This window comes from Kocuria sp. CPCC 205235 (assembly GCF_040980905.1).
In the GTDB taxonomy this organism is placed as follows: domain Bacteria; phylum Actinomycetota; class Actinomycetes; order Actinomycetales; family Micrococcaceae; genus Kocuria; species Kocuria carniphila.
Map to the genome: position 1 here is coordinate 1 of NZ_JAVKPR010000017.1, position 17638 is coordinate 17638.

At 64.1% G+C, this 17638-nt stretch carries 20 protein-coding genes and 1 pseudogene; 7 read left to right on the top strand and 14 right to left on the bottom strand.

Annotation, left to right across the window (positions count from 1 at the left end; genetic code table 11):
- Positions 1-36 precede the first annotated feature (36 nt).
- From RF638_RS11605 to RF638_RS11635, 7 genes and pseudogenes are all read right to left on the bottom strand, one after another.
- Positions 37-657, bottom strand: a complete 621-nt coding sequence (locus RF638_RS11605; RefSeq protein ID WP_368842081.1) for a Dyp-type peroxidase domain-containing protein — start codon at positions 655-657, stop codon at positions 37-39.
- Between the two features lie 3 nt (positions 658-660).
- Positions 661-1821: an iron uptake system protein EfeO gene (efeO, locus tag RF638_RS11610; protein WP_368842082.1), complete on the bottom strand. Its 1161-nt coding sequence runs from the start codon at positions 1819-1821 to the stop codon at positions 661-663.
- Between the two features lie 65 nt (positions 1822-1886).
- Positions 1887-2762, bottom strand: a pseudogene (gene efeU / locus RF638_RS11615) (iron uptake transporter permease EfeU).
- Between the two features lie 143 nt (positions 2763-2905).
- Positions 2906-3583 (bottom strand): GNAT family N-acetyltransferase, encoded by a 678-nt coding sequence (locus tag RF638_RS11620; protein WP_368842083.1) that lies wholly within the window; start codon positions 3581-3583, stop codon positions 2906-2908.
- 29 nt (positions 3584-3612) lie between these two features.
- Complete coding sequence (locus RF638_RS11625) at positions 3613-4392, bottom strand: SDR family NAD(P)-dependent oxidoreductase (protein WP_129699475.1); 780 nt, start codon at positions 4390-4392, stop codon at positions 3613-3615.
- 66 nt (positions 4393-4458) lie between these two features.
- Positions 4459-5436, bottom strand: a complete 978-nt coding sequence (locus tag RF638_RS11630) for an arsenic resistance protein (RefSeq protein WP_368842118.1) — start codon at positions 5434-5436, stop codon at positions 4459-4461.
- 104 nt (positions 5437-5540) lie between these two features.
- Positions 5541-6089: a YceI family protein gene (locus RF638_RS11635; RefSeq protein WP_368842084.1), complete on the bottom strand. Its 549-nt coding sequence runs from the start codon at positions 6087-6089 to the stop codon at positions 5541-5543.
- A gap of 342 nt (positions 6090-6431) precedes the next feature.
- On the opposite strand from RF638_RS11635, the gene RF638_RS11640 reads away from it, so the two are divergent.
- The 5 genes from RF638_RS11640 to RF638_RS11660 are packed head-to-tail and all read left to right on the top strand — an operon-like array spanning position 6432 to position 10564.
- Entirely contained in the window at positions 6432-7409 is a 978-nt protein-coding gene (locus tag RF638_RS11640; RefSeq protein WP_143469989.1) for a zinc-binding alcohol dehydrogenase, read from the top strand.
- Between the two features lie 54 nt (positions 7410-7463).
- On the top strand, positions 7464-7847 hold the full coding sequence (locus RF638_RS11645) for a 6-carboxytetrahydropterin synthase (protein ID WP_259913349.1): 384 nt from the start codon (positions 7464-7466) through the stop codon (positions 7845-7847).
- A complete protein-coding gene (locus RF638_RS11650; protein WP_368842085.1) occupies positions 7844-8863 on the top strand; it encodes a glycosyltransferase in 1020 nt (339 codons plus the stop codon). The genes RF638_RS11645 and RF638_RS11650 overlap by 4 nt, the downstream gene beginning before the upstream one ends.
- Complete coding sequence (locus tag RF638_RS11655) at positions 8860-9702, top strand: class I SAM-dependent methyltransferase (RefSeq protein ID WP_095798187.1); 843 nt, start codon at positions 8860-8862, stop codon at positions 9700-9702. Before RF638_RS11650 ends, RF638_RS11655 begins: the two co-directional genes overlap by 4 nt.
- A gap of 4 nt (positions 9703-9706) precedes the next feature.
- Positions 9707-10564, top strand: coding sequence for a lysylphosphatidylglycerol synthase domain-containing protein (locus tag RF638_RS11660; protein ID WP_368842086.1), 858 nt, complete (start codon positions 9707-9709; stop codon positions 10562-10564).
- Here the strand turns inward: RF638_RS11660 and ribA are convergent.
- The 7 genes from ribA to RF638_RS11695 all read right to left on the bottom strand — a co-directional run bounded on the left by ribA (position 10497) and on the right by RF638_RS11695 (position 15008).
- Positions 10497-11900 (bottom strand): GTP cyclohydrolase II, encoded by a 1404-nt coding sequence (gene ribA / locus RF638_RS11665; RefSeq protein ID WP_368630368.1) that lies wholly within the window; start codon positions 11898-11900, stop codon positions 10497-10499. The genes RF638_RS11660 and ribA overlap by 68 nt on opposite strands.
- An 84-nt stretch (positions 11901-11984) precedes the next feature.
- On the bottom strand, positions 11985-12698 hold the full coding sequence (locus tag RF638_RS11670) for a CDP-alcohol phosphatidyltransferase family protein (protein ID WP_368842087.1): 714 nt from the start codon (positions 12696-12698) through the stop codon (positions 11985-11987).
- Positions 12659-13099 (bottom strand): protein-tyrosine phosphatase family protein, encoded by a 441-nt coding sequence (locus RF638_RS11675; protein ID WP_368842088.1) that lies wholly within the window; start codon positions 13097-13099, stop codon positions 12659-12661. The genes RF638_RS11670 and RF638_RS11675 overlap by 40 nt, the downstream gene beginning before the upstream one ends.
- A gap of 79 nt (positions 13100-13178) precedes the next feature.
- Positions 13179-13541 (bottom strand): DsrE family protein, encoded by a 363-nt coding sequence (locus tag RF638_RS11680; protein ID WP_368842089.1) that lies wholly within the window; start codon positions 13539-13541, stop codon positions 13179-13181.
- A gap of 73 nt (positions 13542-13614) precedes the next feature.
- A complete protein-coding gene (locus RF638_RS11685) occupies positions 13615-14166 on the bottom strand; it encodes a CDP-alcohol phosphatidyltransferase family protein (protein ID WP_368842090.1) in 552 nt (183 codons plus the stop codon).
- Between the two features lie 28 nt (positions 14167-14194).
- A complete protein-coding gene (locus RF638_RS11690; protein ID WP_368842119.1) occupies positions 14195-14599 on the bottom strand; it encodes an SRPBCC domain-containing protein in 405 nt (134 codons plus the stop codon).
- An 82-nt stretch (positions 14600-14681) separates the two neighbouring features.
- Positions 14682-15008 carry an ArsR/SmtB family transcription factor gene (locus RF638_RS11695; RefSeq protein WP_368842091.1) on the bottom strand — a complete coding sequence of 109 codons (327 nt, stop codon included), beginning with the start codon at positions 15006-15008 and terminating at the stop codon, positions 14682-14684.
- 157 nt (positions 15009-15165) lie between these two features.
- On the opposite strand from RF638_RS11695, the gene RF638_RS11700 reads away from it, so the two are divergent.
- Together RF638_RS11700 and RF638_RS11705 are read left to right on the top strand one after the other, a co-directional pair.
- On the top strand, positions 15166-16257 hold the full coding sequence (locus RF638_RS11700) for a YbdK family carboxylate-amine ligase (protein ID WP_368842092.1): 1092 nt from the start codon (positions 15166-15168) through the stop codon (positions 16255-16257).
- A 122-nt stretch (positions 16258-16379) separates the two neighbouring features.
- Positions 16380-17570: a hypothetical protein gene (locus RF638_RS11705; protein WP_368842093.1), complete on the top strand. Its 1191-nt coding sequence runs from the start codon at positions 16380-16382 to the stop codon at positions 17568-17570.
- Positions 17571-17638: the final 68 nt, after the last annotated feature.

A 17638-nucleotide genomic window follows, 5' to 3' on the forward strand; every position in this document is an offset into this window, starting at 1 on the left:
ACTACATCGCCCGCAGCCTCCTCGAATCAGGCGGCTTCAGAAACCAGCTACACCCTCGGATGCGATGAGCCGGAAATGCGGCAATTCGATCAAGGCCTCGGGCATCCGGTCCCGCAAGCCGAAACGGTCTTTGCCGTCCTTGTCCTCGAACAGCGAGCGCCCGAATCCGATCGTCACCGTCAGGTGTCCCGCGGACAGGTCGTGGGCCTCGCCCGTGTCCTGCGGTGGGGCGTACTGGGAGCCGCCGTCGAAACCGGTATCGGAGACATCTAAACCCTGAGTGATGCGCGCGCACGCCGCGGTCCACCGGGTCAGCAGCTCCACAAGCTCGGCCCGATCCTCGGTGAGCACATTGAGCGCGGCAAAGCACAACCGGTCCTGAGCGGGAGTCACGATCCCGGCCTGGTGCTCGCCGAAAAAGTCGACGACGTCGCTGTGGGCCTCCCCGTTCACCGCATCCTGGATCGCGGCGGCCGCGGGTCGACCGAACCAGCCGAGGCCAGCACCCACGGCCACGGCGCCGGCTCCGGTGCCGAACAGGGCTCGGCGGCTGACGCCTTTCTCCGCGCCCTTCTGGTCGGGCCGGCCGGACGGGTCGGTGTGATTCCCCGTGCCAGGTTCGGCTGCGGGGTCGTGCTCTTCTGGGCGGTGGTTCATGGGTTATTCGACGACCTTTTCCGTCACCATGGACAGCGGTTCGGACAGCGCGTTCACGGCATCCGAGAGTTCCTTGACCTGCTCCTGGCTCAGCTCGTCGTAGTAGACGAACCCGTCGCCCTTCTTGTGCTGATCCAGCAGTTTCTGCAGGTCGGTGAAACGGGTCTCCAGTGTGCTGTTCAGTTCGGCGTCGCGCTTCTCGAGCAGCGGGGACAGGTTTTCGTACGCGATACGTGCACCGTCCACGTTGGCCTGGAAGTCCCACAGGTCCGTGTGGGACCAGATTTCCTCTTCACCGGTGACCTTGCCCGTGGCCACCTCGTCGAGTAGTTCCTTGGCACCGTTGGAGAGCTGGTCCGCGGTGAATGACATGTCGCGGGTGCGGTCGTAGAGTACTCGGGTGTCGGCCACCAGCTGATCGGCGTACTTCTGGCGATCGGCCAGGCTCATGGCCTCGTAGCCGTCCTGGGGCGGCCACAGGTCCTTCTCGATCCGGTGCCAGCCGGTCCATTCCTGACCTTCTTCCAGGTCCGCTTCGCGCAGATCGAGCTTGGGGTCCAAGTCGCCGAAGGATTCGGCCACCGGTTCCACGCGCTCCCAGTGCATGCGCACGGGTGCGTACATCTCCCGCGCCTTCTGATCGTCCCCGGACGTGTACGCCTTGGCAAACTCCTCGGTGCCCGTCATCAGCTGCTCGGTCTGATCCTTGACATAGGCCGCGTACTGCGTGGTGGCCTGATCTTTGAGCTGAGAATCCTCGGCGTTGACCTCGGCACCGCCCTCGCCTTCGGTCACGGTGAATTCGTTGCGGATACCGTCACCGACCATGCCCGGCTTGCACGCCGTGAAGTACTTGCCCTGCGGAGCGGACACGGTCAGCGTGCGATTGAGACCGGGTGCGATGTTCTCCACCTCGCCCACGATGCGCAGCCCGTCCTCACCTAGCAGATAGAACTCGGTCACCTTGGAGCCGTCGTTGGTCACGTCGAAACGCAGGGTTCCCGCGGGTGCTTGTCCCACGCCGACGTCGCATTGGTCGTCGGTACTCGACACGGCAATTGCGCCGTTCTCGCCACCCTGATCGTTGGGTTGGCACGCGGCCAGCGTGAACAACAGACCCACGGCGGTCACGGCGGCGGGAAGGCGGGCGGAGACAGAGCGCATGGATGGTCCTTAGAAATTCAGTGCCCCGGTGTCGGGTGCATCAGGCAAGTACAAGAAATGAGGTTTCAGGCGGAGGCCGAGGAACTCGCGACCGGAGCGGAAGAGGCCGCCGGCGGCGTCGTCGGCTTTCTCTTGGCCGAGCGGGAGCGGGCGATGAACAGCGGCATGACCGTGAGCACGTAGGCCCACCACACTCCGAACTCGAGCCATGTGGTGGCCGGTGAGAAGTTGAAGACGCCCTTGAGGAGCACGCCGTACCAGCTGGTGGGCGGGATCTGTTCGGACACGTCGAAGGCTAGGGAGTTCAGGCCGGGTAGCACGCCCGCTTCTTGCAGGTCATGGAACCCGTAGGCCAGAACACCTGCCGCGATGATGACCAGGAATCCACCGGTCCAGCGGAAGAACGTGGAGAGGTTGAGCTTGAGCAGGCCGCGCGTGATGAGCCAGGCCAGGGCGATGGCCACCAGGATGCCACCGAGTGCCGCGAGCGTCGGGGCGAAGATCCCGCCGCCGGCGTTTGCCCGCGTGGCGGCCCACAGGAACAGGGCGGTTTCCAGGCCCTCGCGGCCCACGGCGAAGGCGCCCAGCAGGATCAGCCCCACTGCGGAGCCTTTCAGGGCGACGTCTGCCCGGGATTCGAGCTCTCGTTTCAGGCCTCGGGAGGCGCTGGCCATTCAGAAGATCATCCAGGTCACGAATCCCACGGCCAGGATGGACAGGGTTCCGCCAATGATTTCCTGGGCTTCGAACGTGAGGGTGGAGGGTCCGAACGTCAGGAGTGCGCCGAAGGCCAGTGAAATGGCGATGGCCACGGCAATGCCGATCCACAATCGACGAACGGCGTAGCGCTGGCCGGTGCGCTTGAGGTATCCGATGAGGATCGCGACGATCAGCGCGGCTTCGGGGCCTTCGCGCAGACCGATCAGAAATGTCTGGAACATCCGACTGTCTTCCACTTATGAGGTTAGGTGAGCCTAACCTGAACAAGGTGAAATTAGCACAGTGCCTGTCGGTAAAGAAGATGTGCGAGCGAGATTCTTTCAGGGCCACTCAGTGCGTCGTTATGTGACGCGAACAACGCGCTTCAGCGAGCGTCCGGCAACCCGATCGATGCCCGGAATGCCGCGGCTCCGGTGACCTCCACGGGGTACGGTGCGCGCACCAGGTCTCCCGGGGCCAACCGGTACATTTCGACGTCGCGCCACCCCACGCCGTCGGCGTGCACGTAGCGTCGATAACCGTTGGGCACGTAACCGAGTTTCCGGGACACCGCCAGGGATGCTTGGTTGCCCACCATGCCGCCGGACTCCAGAACTTGGGCGCCCAACTCGTCGAACGCGAACGCCAGAACAGCCTGGCGCATCAGCGTACCGATGCCCTGACCCTGCTCGTGCCGCAACAGCCACGATCCGGTCTCGGCCGCGCGAGTCTGGCGGAAGTCCTGAATTGCTTCGAGGTGCTGGATGCCCACGAACCGACCGTCCATGCTCACATGCAGCAAGAGGATCCATGACTCCGGTGACCAGGACGCGAACGCGTCGTAGTAGTACTGCAGCGTGTTGACCGCCAGGTCGTCTCCCGCCTCGGCCCAACGCCGCATGAAGGGCATGGGCTCGTCCGGGGAGTAGATGCCGTGTTCGTGGATGGCTGCCGCGATCTCGGGCACGTCGACGTCGCGGACGAAACGCATGCTGAGCGGGCCGCAGGAGATGCGCAGCGCGAACGGCGCAAAGATGTCTTCCAGGGGATCCACGTGACTCATGGTGGGCAGCTTAGCGGCAGCGCCGCTGGTCACATGGTCAATCCGCCGCTCACGGACAGGGCCTGTCCGGTGATGTAGGCCGAGCCTTCGCTGAGCAGGAAGGCCACGGTCGCGGCAATCTCCTCGGGCTGGCCGAGCCTGCGGGCCGGAATGCCCTTGGCCATGCCGGAAAACACCTTGCCGGTCATCCCCTCGGATTCTGCGGCCTGGCGATACATCTCGGTGTCGGTGGGCCCCGGGCACACGGCATTCACGGTCAGCGGCACGGCCGCGTTCTCGCGAGCCACGGATTTGACCATACCCAGCACTCCGGAGCGCGCCGCCGACGATGCCGCGTCACCCATGGAGCCCGCTTTGGCACTGTCCGAGGCGACGACCACGATGCCCGCGCGCCGACCCTTGTTCCCGGCGTTGCGAAGGAACGGTAAGGAGTGGCGGACCAGGGACATCACGCCGATGAGCTCGGTTTCAATGATCTCCCGGGCCCAGCCGGCCTGGGTTTCGTGCAGGGGCGCAAGTTCGTGACGGTGACCCGCCGTGACCACCAGGGCGTCCAGCCCGCCGAGGATTTCCGCGGCGCGGCTGACGCCCCACTCCACGGCGCCGTCGTCGGTGATGTCCACGGTGAGGTGACCCAACACAATGCCGAGTTCGTCCTTGGGGTCATCGAAAGGCCCATCCATGCGGACGTTCCTGCCCGCGACGACCACACGCGCGTCCTCGGTGACCAGATGCTCCACCGTGGCGGTACCGATGCCACCGGCCCCGACCACCAGAATCTTCTGACCCACGTGCTGACCCAAGCTCATGTGCGTGCTCCGTTCAGTGTTGTAATACGGTGCTGCCGACTTTAACCCCGATCCTAGTTAGACCGATTATGCAGAACCATGAGCAAGCCCACTATGCTTGAATCTGGGCACCAGTCGAACCATGGCCACCATGATCAGCAGTTCCACCAGGGTCTGAGTGACCACGACCAACGGCGCAAGATCCATGGCGGCGGGCAGCGCAAGAGCCAAGGGCAGGATTACCAAGGAATTGCGCGTGACACCCGAGAAGACGAGTGCTCGTCTCGCGGCGACGTCGTACCCGCCGCATCGTCCCACCCACTGGCCCAAACCGAACATGATCACGGCGAAGGCAACAAACAACGGGATCACCACCAGCAGGGCTGCTAGCTGCGCGCCGACCCCAGCGATTTGGGAAGCGACCACCACGGCGAGGGTGAGCATCATGAGCGGGACCATCGCGGCCATTGCGCTGGCCTCCACAATGCGGCCGACGCGAGTGCGTGCTGCCAGTTGAGTCAGAATTGCGGCTGCGAGCGGCAGCACGATCAGCAGAACGAAGGCCTCAACGAACGGTCCGATCTCCACGACCGAGACCACAGCCGCACCGGCCATCAACCACAAGTAGACCGGCAGGAGCAGCATCTGCACGAGCATGAGAACGGGCGAGGCTGCAAGGAGACGGTCGTGGGCGCCACCGGCCAAGCCCGTGAAGACCATGACGTAGTCCACGCATGGGCAGAGCAGCACCAAGAGAACCCCGGCCAGCAAGGCCTGATCATGGGCGACAAAACGCGACAGCCCGAACACCACGACCGGCGCCAGCACGAAGTTGAGCAAGAGCATAGAGCGAAGAAATTTCCAGTCCCGTACTACAGCACCCAGCCGTGTGAACGGGATGCCCAGGAAGGTCGCATACAACAGCAGCGCGAGGACGGGGTTGATCAGGGTCTCCGCCGGAGCGGCGATTCCAGGCACTGTGAGGCCAACGATCACCGCAACACCGATAGACGCCACATACAGCGCAACTTGATGCCGCTCGAACCACTGAATCACTCGATCCAGGCTAGTTCACTCGTTCAGACGCCGCCGACTTGGATCAGCCCCGGATATGCAAGAAGCTCCCCGCCCGTTCGGACGAGGAGCTCCCAGCGAGAAGTCTTGCGGAATTACTGATCCTTGATCAGTGACAGCTCGAATTCCAGGCTGATCTTGTCGCTGACCAGGACTCCACCGGAGTCCAAGGGGGTGTTCCAGGAGACGCCCCAGTCCTTGCGGTCGATGCGTCGGCCGCCTTCGAGGCCGGCGCGCAGCCCGCCCGTGGGGTCGGTGTCGATACCCAAGAGCTCCATGGGGATGGTGATGGGCCGCGTGATGCCGCGGATGGTCAGGTCACCGGAAATGATGAACTGCGACTCGTCCACCTCATCCAAACCGGTGGACTTGAAGACGATCTCGGGGTGATTTTCCGCATCGAAGAAGTCGGGGCTGCGCAGGTGTTGGTCACGCTGGTTGTTGCGAGTGTCAACGCTCTGGACCTTGAGCCGGACCTCCACCGTGGAGTTGTCCCAGTCGCCGGTGTCCAGGTGAGCGTGACCTTCAACCTCGTTGAAAGCACCGCGCACACGAGTCACCATCGCGTGGCGGGTGGAGAACCCGAAACGCGAGTGCGACGGATCGATGGACCAGTCGCCGTTCAATGTCGAATCAATTGTCAAAAAGGACACCCCCATGTCAGGACCAGCTGAGCCGTTGTAACCAATGCCGCAGCGGCCGTTCAACCCTCAACCCATGTAGTTATGCGCCATGTCATTGAGACTGTTTAGATCTTCAACCCAAAGTATTCAAATCAATCATTCCGGACTGGACCCTGGTCACGCTACCCCATAGTTGGTGACCCTTGAGGGAGGGTTAGCGTGTGCCTTCCGAGAATCTGCAACTTACTTGGGGGTAAGAAGCGGCTATATTTCCCTACGTCAGGGCGACACCGGGGCAGTCTTGATCTTCGTGCGTCTTCACACGGACCTGTCGCCGCTCCCCCTGAAGATAGGGTGGAATCCATGGGCTGGCAGTACTGGACAGAATCAGCAGGCACGGGCACGTGGCGGGAGGTGCCCGAACCCCACGCTGACATCAATGCGCATGAGCTGCGGGTCCGTACCGTGGCCACTGCCGTTTCTCGCGGGACGGAGACCCTGGTCCACACCGGAAACGTCCCGGAATCCATTGCGCACCTGATGCGGGCTCCGCAGCAACTGGGTGACTTCCCCTTCCCCGTGTCTTATGGCTACCTGGGCGTGGGTGTTGTCGATGAAGGACCGGCTGACTGGCTCGGGGCACGGGTGTTCGGCCTGCTGCCGCACCACACCCATCACGTGGTCACCACGGAGGACGTCCAACGCATTCCCGATGACGTGCCCGACCACCGCGCGCTACTCGCCGGGGCCGCCGAAACCGGACTCAACATTCTCTGGCAGGAGCCCCCGCGCATTGCGGACCGGGTTGCCATCATCGGTGCCGGAATGATCGGCACCTCCACGGCGCTACTCGCTTCCGGAATGGCGCTGGATCGGCTCGAGATCCTGGAAACCAACCCGGACCGCCGCCAGCTACTGACCTCCCTGGGACTCACGGCGGTGGATCCCAGTGAGGCATCCCCGGACAACGACATCGTCATCCACACCTCCGGCACCGAGCCCGGTCTGGCCCGTGCCCTGGAGATCGCCGGTGACGACGGCACGGTGGTCGAGGCCTCGTGGTTCGGTTCCCGCGCGCCCTCGGTCCCCCTGGGTGCAGATTTCCACGCTCGTCGGCTGTCCATCGTGGCCAGTCAGGTGGGTCAGGTAGCCGAGGGACGCCGCGCCCGCCGCACCAGAGCCGAGCGACTACAGACCGCGCTACGCACCCTGCGCGATGAGCGCTTCGACGCGCTATTGACCGGCCAATCCCCACACCAAGAACTTCCCGAGGTCATGGACGAGATCACCGGAGACACCGACCTGGCCCGCACCACCCTCTGCCACATCCTGACCTACTGACGCCCCGCAGACACCCACGCACTGACCAGCCCCATCCACCCGAGCAGGAGAACCATGCACAGCCTCACCGTCAATGACCACGTGATGATCGCCCACAGCCTGCCCGACGAGTTCTTCGGCCCGGCTCAGGGAATGCACGGCGCCACCCTCACGGTGGAGGCCACGTTCACCCGCGCCGAGCTGGACGAACACGCGGTGGTCCTGGACATCGGCCAGGCCATGGAGATGCTCGACGACGCACTGTCCCCGCTGCGCTACGCCAACCTGGACGAGCACCCCGATTTCGCGGGCAAGCTCTCCACCACCGAGGCCACTGCGCACTACATCGGGCAACGGCTCGCGGACTCCCTGAGCGATCAGCCGGACGTCGGAATCACCGTGACCCTCACCGAGAATCCCCGCGCCAAGGTCGCCTATACCGTGCCAGAGCGCCCGTGACAATACTGATCGAGCCGGATCTCGGACGCGTCAGCGGCGGCCTCCGCTACAACCGCGCCGTGGCCGACGCCGCAGACGGTGCCATCATGCGCCACGCCCTTCCCGGGGCGTGGCCGGATCCGTCCGCCCAAGACGACGCCGCTCTGCGTCACCTCGCCGCGCAGTTCGATGAGCCGATCATCGTGGATGGCCTGATCGGCTGCAGTCTGAAGGAACCCCTCGATCTGGCAGTACCGGTCATCCAACTCGTCCACGCTCCCCTGGCCGCCGCTGACCCGGCCGCATTGGACCGCGAGCGCGCGAATCTGGCAGCTGCGAGCGCCGTCGTCACGACCAGCCGCCACGCCGCCGATCAGGTGCGTGATCTGTATGGTCTGGAGGCCATCGCAGCAGTGCCCGGCGTGAGAGCGCGCCAGCCGGCCGCGGGGACCGCGGCCGGATTGCACCTGGTCTGTATCGGTGCCGTGGAGGAGAACAAGAACCAGCTGTTCCTCGCGCGCGTGCTCGCCGCGCTCTCGGAGGCCGGTGTAACCGGGTGGCACTGCACGTTTGCGGGACCCCCGACCGATCCGGAATATGCGGAGCAATTGCGTCGTGCGTGTGTGCAGCTCCCGTCGGGCAGCGTGACCATGGCGGGTGAACTAGATTCGCAAGCCATCGACGATCTCTTGGCCGCGTCGGATCTTCTGCTGCTGCCCTCGCATCGCGAGACCTACGGGATGGTCATTACGGAGGCGGCGTCGGCTGCGATCCCCGCTCTGGTATCTGCCGGGACGGGAGCTGAAGAAGCACTCGCAGCGGGATTCACCCTTTCCCTGGTGGAAAACCAGTGGGGAGCGGCTCTGACTCGGTGGCTGACGGACGTCGAGTACCGCGGGTCATTGCGCGATGAGGCCGCGAGGCTCCGACCAGGGCTACGCACCTGGGGAGACACCGCCCGCACGGTGCTCGCCGCTGTGGCTTCGTGTGAAGCCCCCGCCACAGCCGACATCGCCACGGAAAGGAACCCGACATGATCGGAGCCGCCCAGGATTGGCTCGAAGCTCGCGTTCCTTTCGACGACACCGCTCGACAACAGTCCCTGCCGCTACTGGACCGTGCCGCGCAGGCCTTGTTGGACGCGGACCCCAGCGGGCAGAGTCGGCTGACGATTGTGGATCTCGGGGCCGGCACCGGAAAGTCAGCGGCCTGGTTCCGCGAGCATCTCACGCCTCGGCTGCCCGGTCGCACTATTCAGTGGCTGCTCGTGGATGCTCATGAACCGTCGCTGGAGATCGCAACGCAGCACGTTGGGGAGGCCGACACCATCGTGACCCGGTTGTCTGAGCTGCCAACTGCCCTGGGTGAATACCTACCGGGGCATCCCGCGCCGGGCTCCCTGTTCCTCACCTGCAGCGCGGTCTTGGACGTGCTCACTCAGGACGATGTGGACGCCATCCTCACCACACTGGACACCTACAAGGGTCTGGGATTGTTCTTGTTGAGCATCACCGCGGACTGGCACCTGACCCCGCCCGACCCCCGGGATGAGTGGCTGGCCCAGGCCTTCGCCGCCCATCAGCGATGGGACGGCAAGCTGGGTGCGGACGGCGGCCACGTCATGCTGCGTACCGCACGAGAACGTGGGGTCCCTACAGCCCACGGCAACACTCCCTGGCAGTTGAGTGGGCCCCAAGATGCCGAATTCATCCGGCGGTTTCTGACCGAACGAGTGGCGGCCGTCATCGAAGCCGAGCCGGATTCCGAGGCTGAGGCCATGGACTGGTTGGAGACCAGGAACAGGCAGGTTGCAGAGAACCTGAACGTGACCGTGGACCATCTCGACGTGCTGGTGGACTCGCGCAAGGGCGGTTGATTCCGTGAAGAAACCCTGGGTGCGGCGGACCGCGATGATCGCGGTCACCGTTGTGCTGCTGTGGCTCACGGCGCGCGCAGTCGGGACCCAGGCACTGTTGGCCGGTGGTCAGGTGTTTTCCCCACTGAGCATTGCCGCGGCGCTGCTCGCCGGATTGATCGTGGCTCTGACCCAGGCGATCCGCTGGAAGGTCTTGGCGTCACAGCAGCAGATCACGCTCGGTTTCCGCCGGGCCTGGGCCGACTGCTACGCCTCAGCTTTCGGCAACATGCTCCTACCCGGCGGACTGGGTGGGGACGCCGCCCGGGTGGCCGTGTACCGCAATCGGGGGCGACGGCGTTGGTGGTCTCCCCTGCTGGCCGTGGGTGCAGAACGGCTCAGCGCCACCGCTTGTCTGTTCATCGCCACCGCCATCGTGCTGGCCGCGAGCGCCGAGACGGGCGGAGCGCTTTGGTCGGTGGCCGTTATCGCCGCGGTTGCCGCCACGGTGTTTCTCGCCACTGCGATCGTGTGCCTGCGCGGGGTGCCGGCCCGTGACCAAGTCATCGTGTGGAGTTCCTCGGCGCTGAGTGTGGTCACCCTCATTGCACTCTTCCTGCTGGCCATGGCCCAATTGGGCGGGCCGAATCATGCACCGGTTGCGACCGTGGGATTGGCGTCCATGAGTCTTCCGGTGGGAGTCGGAGGCTGGGGAGTTCGAGAGTTCTCGGTCGGTGCACTGGCCCCTGCCTTGGGAGCTCCCGCGGATCAGGCGGTGACCGCCGCCACCGGGTACGGCCTGCTCACCGTGGTGTCTACGCTCCCCGGTGCGGCTGTCCTGGCCTGGGGTACGTGGCGTCGTGCTCTCTCGCTGCCTCGCTGAGCACGAACTCGGTGCAGACATCGTCCTCGAACGTGTAGCGGCGGAACGGTGCGCGCAGCGCCTCACCCATCACGGCCGACCCTTCGAAGCGCACACCGGGAACACCGTCGCCGATCAACACCGGTGCAACCGTCAGGAACAGCCGGTCCAGCAGCCCTGCCGACAGGAACGCGGAGACCGACTTGCCGCCGCCCTCCACCAGGATCGACCCACTCACGTGCTCACGCACCACGCGCAGAACCGCCGCCGGATCCACCGAGGTGCCCGTGGCACCGTCACCCTCGCTCTGCGTCTGCGGGCCCGATGCCTGGGTCGCGCCCGCGGGAAGCCGCACGATCTCCACATGCTCGCCGAACCCGGAAGGTACCTCAACGTTCTGACCGACCAACCATAGGGTTCGTGCGTCAGGGGATTGCAGCACGCGGCTGGTCACCGGAATCCGGGAGCGGGGGTCCAGCAGAACGCGCACGGGATTCTCGCCCTCGACCGCTCGGACCGTGAGCTGAGGATCGTCACGAGTGACCGTGGTGGCTCCCACGAGCACCGCGTCCACGGCCGCACGGAGATGATGCAGGTGGGTGCGATCCGCCTCGCCGGAAACGAATTCCGCGTCCCCGCCACGAGCCGCGATGAAACCGTCCGCGCTCTGAGCCAGCTGTGCGATGACCTCCGAATGCTCAGCAAGGGTCCGGTACACGGGGAAGGTATCGTCCTCGACTGCCACGCGACCCGCCAGTGGATCATGGCGCATACGCTGCCGCTTGGTCTGCAAGTAGTGAGAGTTCTCGGGCCGGTCCAGCACCGGCAGCACCACGCGGTCCGCCACCGTAATACCCAGGCTGGTCAGGGCCTCCGCCTTGGCCGGGTTGGAGGACAACAACCGAACCGTTGAAGTCCCCAGGTCGCGCAGCATCTCGGCGGCGGCGGTATAATCCCGGGCGTCATCCGGCAGACCCAACGCCCGGTTGGCGTCCACCGTGTCCATGCCCTCATCCTGTAGGGCGTACGCGCGGAGCTTGGCCGCCAGCCCGATCCCACGACCCTCATGACCTCGCAGGTACAACAGGATGCCCGTGCCCTCGGCGGCAATGGCCTGCAGCGCAGCTTCCAACTGGTCTCCGCAGTCGCAGCGGTGGGAGCCAAGGGTGTCACCGGTGAGGCATTCACTGTGCATCCGCACGATCGGTGCCTCGGCCCGAGCTGGATCGCCCATCAGCATGGCCACGTGTGTGACATCCCCGAAGGTGTAGGCGCACGTGGTGAAAACGCCATGATCGGTCGGCAGCACCGTTCGAGACTCGAGCAGAAGAGCGTGATCCTGTTCTGACTGTTGCATGCGTTTCAGTCTATGGTCAGCACGCTGCCGGACGGGCCACGGGATAATTCACGGGCGCGGCTGTGTCGCCCAGCCGTTTCAGGCTCACGACGCCGCTCGGCGGCGTTCCAGCCACAGGATGTCCCGCCCGAACGAATACAGCACCGACACCACCGCGGCGGCGACGCACAGCACCCCGAAGGCCGGGATGGCCACCGCGATCGGCGTACCGGCGGCGAGCAGGAGAATGCCCTGGGCTGCCGCAATGACCCTGCGGCTCAGAGATTTCGGAAGCTGTCTCCGCCAAGTCGGCCGGAACGCACTCATCAGGTGGAATGCGTAGTACATCAGCCCCGGGATCAAACACCAGGGACCCCACAGGGGAACGAGTCCCATGGACAGAATGAGGATGAACAAAGCGTCCACGGCCTCGTCGTACAGTGCACCGGCCCGAGTGCTCCCGGTGCTACGGGCGATTTTCCCGTCCAGGCCGTCCATGGCCAGGGCCGTTGCTCCCAGCACCACGGCGGTCCAGGTGAACCCCGGACCGTCGTGCCCCAAGAACAAGGCTGTGACGATCACGATGACTCCAAGCCGGAGTGTGGTCAAGTCGTCCGCGCGGGTCCATGAATCGCGACGCAACAGACTGCGGATTGCGCCAACCCCGGCCACGAGGAAACACACCACCGCATCCAGCGGGTTCGGGGTCAGAGACCAGGCGACCAACAACGCCCCCAGAAGAACGGGTAGGGCAACGATGAGGCGTCGAGCAAGACCATTCATCCGCCGTGCACCGACCTCGCGGCGTCCCTGAGCCATCGCTTCTGACCGCGAGTCTCCACGGCGCGCGGGTGATAGTGCGCGCGGGCCCATGCCAGAGCGTCGTCGGCGGCCACCCCGCTCATGACGGCGAGCAGGGCTATGGCCGTGCCCGTGCGACCCACCCCGCCGCTACACGCGATCTCCACGCGCTCGGTCATGGCCCGTTCGTGGGCTTCGCTCAGTGCAGCCACTGCGTTGAATGTGTTGGCGGGCGTGCGGAACTCGGGCCACTTGGTCCAGCGATACGGCCACGCTTCGATGCGGGGGTCCTTCCCCAGCAGATAGATCGCGAATTCCGGTGCGCTCGCGCCACGCCGACGACACCGCACTCCGGTCCCGCGCACAACTCGCCCGTCCGGCAGCTTCAATACACCCGTTTCGGTTTCCCACGCGCCCATGCATCAAGCGTAGGTGCCCCCTCAATGGACGAGTCCCGCACCGCAGATCGCGGGGCGGGACTCCACAGGAACAGTCCGCTCAGAAGCTGAACGTGGCAGTGCAATCATCTCCGATCCATTCCCACAGTTGGACGGTTCCGGCGACTTCTGCGTTGTCGACGAGTGAATCCGGATCAACGCCCTTGGCTTTCACGCAGATCCCGCACGCGATGTAGTGCCCGCCGGCGTGGGCGAAACGATCCATGAGGTCGGGCAGTGGTGGGCACCCTTCGCAGGCAGTGCCCTTGGTGAAACCGGTGACGGCCAAGCGGACCGATTCTTTGGTCAGAAAAATGAGCGTGTCTCGGCCGGATTCTGCGGCACCGACGGCGACCAGGAAAGCCACCGTCACCTTCTCCGCGTCTTCGAGGCCTGTGGTGAGTGTGATGGCTGCTTTGGTCATGATGCCCTCCAATGGGGCCGAAGAGATCCGAGTTGAACCCCTATTTACAAGTATGACCTCCCGTGATAATGAGTCAATGGGTCCAGTGGCCCCGACCGTCTCCCTTGTGTGCCGTTCGGATATATCCGACACCGACTGCTATGTGCAGGACCGCTCCCAGGTCGGCCAGAGCATGCGGCAGCCTCCCCAACCGGCCTCGCTTCCTCGGACCCGATGCGGCCATCACCAACGCCACGAAGAGGATCGCGCTCCGCACCTTACCCAGGTACGACACGCTGAGATGACCGCGGTAGGCGGCCTTCGACGTCAGTAAGACGTTGGCAACGTCCACGACGAGCACTGTGATCGGGACCCGCCGCGGGATTTCGCCCACGCTCGCTAGAGTCCACGCGATCGCCGAAATTCCCGCCCGATCAGCCAACGGATCCAAGGCCTGACCGACCTTCGATTCCCAATGCATACGTCGCGCCAGAGCGCCGTCGACCCAGTCGGTGGCGGCCCAGAGCGCAACACCCACCGAGGTTGCCAAACCGGTCCGCCCACCTCGAATGTGACGGACCAACGGAACGGTTGCGGCAAGCCTCACCGCGGTGAAGATGTTGGGCAGCTGGTGGGTGACGCGCATCTGGATGTCGTTCCTTTGAACTGGACGGTCAGGAGACCAGGAATGCGTCGATCTGATTGATCGACGATACCGATCCCTCCTCCATGCCCATATCCAGTACCTCTTGCAAAGCCTCGGCAGAAGCGAACACCGAGACGTACGTGGCGCGCACGTTCTGGTCGTTCGATTCGAACGAATAGCTGCACTCGGACGCGGGTAGTCCTTCGGCCGGTTCAAAGTTCTCGTTCGCGAAGTAGTCCTGGAACGTGAATTGGTTCGGCCGGTTCACGCTGGTGATGCGCCACAGGCCGCAGTACTTCTCCCCTTCGGGGCTCGTCATGTAGTACTTGCTAGAACTTCCCTCCGTCAGTTCGTGTTCCACGAACGTGGCCGGATAAGTGGGTGGTCCGAATACTTTCTCGAGCTGGCGGGGATCCGCATACAGTTCCCACAGTCGCTCCTAGGTTGCGGAGAATTCCGCGATGATCGTGATCGAATGCGCTTCTTCGTTTTTGGTGACCTCGATGACTGGCATCTCAACTGTCCTTCAGGAGTTCGTCGACGCGGTCGATGCGGTCTCGCCACACTTGCTCAAGCTCGTCGAGCAGAATTGCCACGGATCGTACGGCCTCCACGTCACCGCGTGCGTGCTGTTCGCGACCTCGACGCTGTTTGACCAGCAGTCCGGAGCGCTCCAGTACGGCAACGTGTTTCTGTACGGCTGCGAACGACATGTCGTAGTTCGCGGCCAGGGCCGAAATCGACTGCCCCTCGGAGAGCACTCGACGCAGGATGTCGCGTCGCGTCCGGTCCGCAAGTGCATGGAATAAACTGTCGGTTCGCTCCTCGGTGATTTGGCTCATACCGCAAATCTACAACCAGTTGGTTGTAGATACAAGAGGTTATGATCATGACGCGGAGTAATATTCCATCAGTGGGCTGATGGCGAGGCGCTAGGATGTGGAACGATCATTCATCCATGGATAAGCCCGCTATCGGGAGATTGTGGGGCTACGAGTCGTGACCACATTTGGTATCGAGGAGGAATTCCTCCTCATTGACCGCGAGACGCAACTACCCGCAACGCCCGCACCACAACAGGCGGAAGCGTTGCTGGAGATTACCGCTGGCGGCGGCAAGGCCACGCCGGAATGGCTCACGTGCCAGCTCGAGCACACCTCCCCCATCTACAGCGACGCCGCCATGGCACTGGACTCCCTGCTGAGTTTCCGCCGCGAACTCGCCTCGGTCACCGGATCCATGGGGTTCGACGCCGCCGCGGTGGGTACCGCGCCCGACATCGCCCTGGCTGCCGCCCAGATCACCCCCGGCGAGCGCTATCACCAGCTGGCGGGAATGACTCCGGCGATTGCCGCCGATCAGTACCTCAATGGCATGCACGTCCACATCGGTTTGGACTCCCTCGAAGATGGTGTCCGAGTCCTCAACGGTCTGCGCCCCTGGCTGCCGCTAGTGGTTGCCCTGGGTGCCAATTCGCCCATGTGGCGTGGCGCCGACAGTGGATTCGCCTCGTGGCGGTCCATTCATTACCGCCGATGGATGGCCAATGGCATCCCGCCGCAGTACGAGAATCTGGCCGATTACCAGGCCCGGTTGGATGCGCTCCTGCACTTCGAAGTGGTCGAGAGCCCCAGCACTCTCGCCTGGCTCACCCGCATTTCGTTCGCGCACGGCACCATCGAAATCAGGGCCTGCGACGTGCAGCTCGAAGCCGACGACGCCGTGGTCATCGCGCTGTTCATTCGCGCCTTATCGCGCATGGCCCTCGATACTCCGGTGGTCACGCAGATCCAACCCGAAGTATTGGAGATTGCCGTGTGGCAGTCGGCGAAGTTCGGGCTGTCAGGCTCCCTGTTGGATCCCACCACGAGCACCCAGAAACCCGCGGCGGATCTGATTCATGAAACGCTCGAACGGCTCCAGCCCTACTTCGAAGGACCCGAGGACGAGGCGGTCGTCCGGCGCGGCCTGGACCGGATGCTCTCGCACGGAACCGGGGCCGAACGCCAGCGCCGCGCGATGCAGGACGGTGGACTGAAGGGGCTGTTGACGCATGCGTACTCGTCGTTGACGGCACACCCCGATCACTGAGGACACGATTTACTGCGGGCGATTGTTTCCATGCGCTTGGGCATCTTCCCCATGTAGCACAGTCGTGCTAATTTAGTTGAGTCAGCACACTCGTGCTACAACGCTCTTGAGGAAACGTTGCCATGAGCTCGCATACTCAACCATCTCGAGTTGGTCGCCGCACCGTGCTAAAGGGAGCAAGTGCTGTTCTTGGCCTTGCCGCACTGGGTGGGGCCTGGCGTGCAGAGTCTCGCGGAGTCATAGACCCCGCGCGTGGCCCCGCTTTCGATCCGTGGACCGATTGGCAAGCGCACGAGCGCGGCGACCTCGCGGCCCTGGTCTCGGCGGCCATTCTCGCGTCCAACGCGCACAACGCCCAACCCTGGTTGTTCCGCATGGAAGACACCCGGATCGATCTGTTGGAAGACGGGACCAGACATCTCGGAACCCTTGATCCTTTTGGACGCGAGATGCATATCGAACTCGGCGGTGCTTTGGAAAACCTCCTGCTGGCTGCTGGCGCCAACGGTTACGAACACCGGCTTTCGTTGTCACCCCGCACCGAAGATCCGGCCCACGTCGCCTCGGTTACGCTGTTCCCCGGTCCGTCAGTGGCCTCATCGCTCTACGCCGCGATCCCACACCGGCATACCAACCGACATCCCTTCGATACGTCTCAGACGTTGCCCCTATCAGCCTTCACCTCCCTCGAGAGGCTCAATGACGAGCAGGCTGTACAGATTGTCTGGTTCACTTCGAAGACCGAACGAGACAGTATGCATGAGTTGCTCGCCGGTGCCGCCGAAGCCATCAACGCCGACACGGAACAGTCCTACGACAACGGCCTGCGCTGGCTGCGTCAAGACCGCAACTCGATCGAGGAACACCGGGACGGATTGACGCTGGACACCATGGGCCTGGAAGCTCCCACCGTTGTCGCAGCCAAGATGCTGCCTGACCCCAGCGCCGAGGAGTCCGGACGGGCGTGGATAGCCTCCATACATGAGCAGGCCAATACTGCCGGGGCCTTCGGAATCCTTGCGGTTCGCAACGACCGGGACCGCGCCGAACGTCTACGAACCGGGCGAATCTGGCAGCGAATGCACCTCTGGATCGCTGCCAACGAACTGGCAGCCCAGCCGATGAACCAACTCCATGAACGCGCGGATCGAGAGGACCAGCTCGGCTTGGAACCGCAGTACGGTGATGCCCTGGATGAGCTCATCCACGATCCGGGTTGGCATGCGCTGTTCACCTTCCGTGTTGGACATCCCACTCAGCCGGCACCGTCCAGCCCAAGGCGACACGTCAGCCAGGTCATCACAACCTCTTGAGTGACGTTCGCTCGGTCGTCATCTCCGTGGTTGTCACCTCCCTCCGCCAACGGGACAACACACCCCCG